The 3,036-nt window shown below is 59.3% G+C and carries 2 protein-coding genes and 1 pseudogene; all 3 read left to right on the top strand.

The window, feature by feature from the left end:
• Positions 1-162: pseudogene (locus tag B7G66_RS18870) on the top strand (MotA/TolQ/ExbB proton channel family protein); the annotation flags it as partial.
• A gap of 263 nt (positions 163-425) precedes the next feature.
• On the top strand, positions 426-1,640 hold the full coding sequence (locus B7G66_RS16925) for a tetratricopeptide repeat protein (protein ID WP_048859451.1): 1,215 nt from the start codon (positions 426-428) through the stop codon (positions 1,638-1,640).
• A 517-nt stretch (positions 1,641-2,157) separates the two neighbouring features.
• On the top strand, positions 2,158-2,934 hold the full coding sequence (locus B7G66_RS16920; RefSeq protein ID WP_003617054.1) for a response regulator: 777 nt from the start codon (positions 2,158-2,160) through the stop codon (positions 2,932-2,934).
• The last annotated feature ends 102 nt before the right edge of the window (positions 2,935-3,036 follow it).

The raw sequence follows: 3,036 nt of genomic DNA, 5'->3' as shown, positions 1-3,036 counted from the left end.
ATCATGACGGCCATCGGCCTTGGCACCGCGGTTCCGGCGGTTCTTGGCTACAACCTGCTGGTGCGCCGTAACAAGGGCGCGATGGACGAGGTCCGCAATTTTGCGGCCGATGTGCAGTCCGTGCTGCTTGGCGGTTATCGCCACATTGATCCCAACGGCTGAGTACTGACGTGCGCGGCGGGGATCGGTCGCGTGTCGTGCATCCGTACTGGCAAGGCCGGCGTTGGTCATGACGCCGGCCCGTGCCATTTTACGGGCATGGCGCACGCAGATACCCGCGCGCCCCTCCTTGCGGGGTGGTGAAGATTGCGCTGTCATTCATGCAATGCGCGGCACGGTCCGCGATTACGGGTCATGACCGAATTCATGGAAAGGACAATAAGTTGAAAAGCAGTAAGTTGAAATCGTCGTTCCGGGTGCGTGGCATGCTGTTGGCCGGTGCGGTGACGGCGTTGCCGCTGTCCGTGTTCCTGATGGTGCAGCCCGCGCAGGCCGCAGACGAACTGGGCGAGAAGGTGGGCAAGAACCTCCAGACCGCGCAGACGGCGCTTGCCGCCCACAAATACCCGCAGGCGATGGCAGCCGTGGACGCGGCCGAGGCTGTGTCTGGCAAGACCGAATATGAATCCTATACCATTGACCAGATGCGCGCAGCCGTCGCGGCGCAGTCGGGTGATGTCAACGCGGCGATCTCAGCCTATGACAAGCTGATCGCATCAAGCCGTACACCCGCGGCCACCAAGGAACAGATGGCGCTGGCCGAAGCCTCCATGGCCTATACCGCCAAGGATTATCCCCGCGCCGCGCAGGTTGCGGAGAAATATATCAAGGCGGGTGGCGCAAATCCGCAGATGTACACCATCCTGATCCAGGCCTATTACCTGCAGAAGGATTACGCCAACGCCGCACGCGCGCAGCAGGCGCAGATCAACGTGCAGGCGAAGGCAGGCACGAAGCCCACCGAAAACCAGCTTCAGCTTCTGGCGGCCTGTCAGGCGCAGACGCATGACCAGGCGGCGCTGATGCAGACCTATGTCGCGCTGGCAACCTATTATCCCAAGCCTGATTACTGGGCGCAGGTTGTGCATTCGGTGCTGAGCAACCAGCATATGGCGCCTGCGCTGCGTCTGGACATTGACCGCGTGCGTCTGGCGGCAGGTCTGGTGAAGACGCCGGCGGAATATATCGACATTGCCGAACTCGCGATGCAGGCGGGCCTGCCCCAGATCGCGCTTGACGTGATGAACGAAGGGTATGGCGCGAACGTGCTGGGTCATGATGCGGGCGCCGCGCGTGAAGACCGCCTGAAGCAGATGATCACCCAGACGGTGGCGGACCGCAAGGCGAACATCGCCACGGCGGAAACGCAGGCCCAGCAGTCCCCCAATGGCAACGCGCTGGTGACGACGGGCTATAACTATGTGACGTTTGGTCAGGCGGACAAGGGCCTGCAGGTGATGAATGCGGGCATTGCGAAAGGCCCGACCGACCTCAACATCGCAAAGCTGCACCTTGGCCTGGCGCAGGCTGCCGCAGGGCAGAAGGCTGCCGCGATCGCCACGCTGAAGGGCGTCGGCGGCGACAATGGCGCGCGTGATATCGCACAGTTCTGGGTGCTCAAGCTGGGTGCGCCGTCCTGAAGGGACTTTTGTAGAGTCCCCGTTTGATAAGACAGAAAAATCATGGATGCCGACTTCTCGCGGGAAGGCGGCATCCCCCTGAAATTTTCTGAGAGAGTGTTTGAAAACACGCCGTTGATAAAAAACAGGAAAAGTTTTTGGATGCCGCCTTTTGATCGAAAAAGGCAGTGTCTTCTGAAGCTTTTTGGAAAAAGCCTCACAAAAAAACCTTTTTAATTTCAGTATGTTATCGAGGCTGACTTTTCAAACAATCTCTGGGTTTTCTGCAATAAGCCCTGCTGGGCATTTATGATTATTTTCATGATGCCGGCTGCATGATGTCTGTCAGGCAGGGCTTCTTGCATGACGCGACAGGCGTGCCCACACCCCTCCCGCTGTGGTAATTTGCGGGCGCGTTGCGCCACCCCCTGACATTTTATGACATATGACGCACCCTTTTGCCCGTTCCACACGTTGGATAAGGTGAAAGCTGCACGTTCAGCGATCAGTCTTGAATTTCAGGGAAATACTGCCAGGCATGACCACACATCCATCTGTTGAACCTGATCTTCCCGCCCGTATCGTTGTTGTCGAGGACGATGCAGGCGTCCGTACCCTGATCGTACGGGCGTTGCAGGGTGATGGCTATCGCGTGCGTGGGGTGCAGGACGCATCGGAAATGTGGGATGCGCTGGCGGCGCAGCCTGCTGACCTGATCATCCTTGACGTCATGCTTCCGGGGACGAATGGCCTTGATTTGTGCCGTGCCCTGCGTTCGGGCGAGGGCGCGCTTCCCGCAGGTGGCACGGATGTCAGCGAGGTGCCGATCATCATGGTGTCCGCACGGGGGGAAGAACTCGATCGTGTGCTGGGGCTGGAACTTGGCGCCGATGATTATGTGCCCAAGCCATTCGGGCAGAAGGAACTGCTGGCGCGTGTGCGTGCGGTCCTGCGACGGCGTGGTGGTGGCATCACCACACCAAGTGCCGGGCGCCCCCGCAAGGAGACGTTGCGTTTTTCCGGCTGGACGCTGGACCTGCGCCGACGCGAACTGACGGACCCGTCAGGTGCCGCGGTGGAGATTTCCGGTGCGGAACATGACCTGCTGACCAGTTTCCTTGACAATCCGCAGCGCGTGATCGGGCGGGACCGGCTTTTGGAACTGTCACGCACGCGTCTGGGTGATGTGTCTGACCGCAGCGTGGATGTGCTGGTCAGCCGCCTGCGCCGCAAGCTGGGCGCGGATGCGGACAACCTGATCCGCACCGTGCGCGGCATGGGATATATTTTCACATCCGAGGTGGAGCGCGTCTGAGAAGACGGTGTCCAATCGCCAGTTGATAAGAGACTGTTTGAAAATAAATCATTGATAAAAAACAAGAAAAGTTTTTGGGTGCTGCCTTTTGATCGAAAAAGG

It is taken from the genome of Novacetimonas hansenii JCM 7643, assembly GCF_000964405.1.
Classification (GTDB): domain Bacteria; phylum Pseudomonadota; class Alphaproteobacteria; order Acetobacterales; family Acetobacteraceae; genus Novacetimonas; species Novacetimonas hansenii.
Note: the sequence above shows the minus strand (reverse complement) of the source record. Positions and strands in the feature narration are given on the sequence as shown.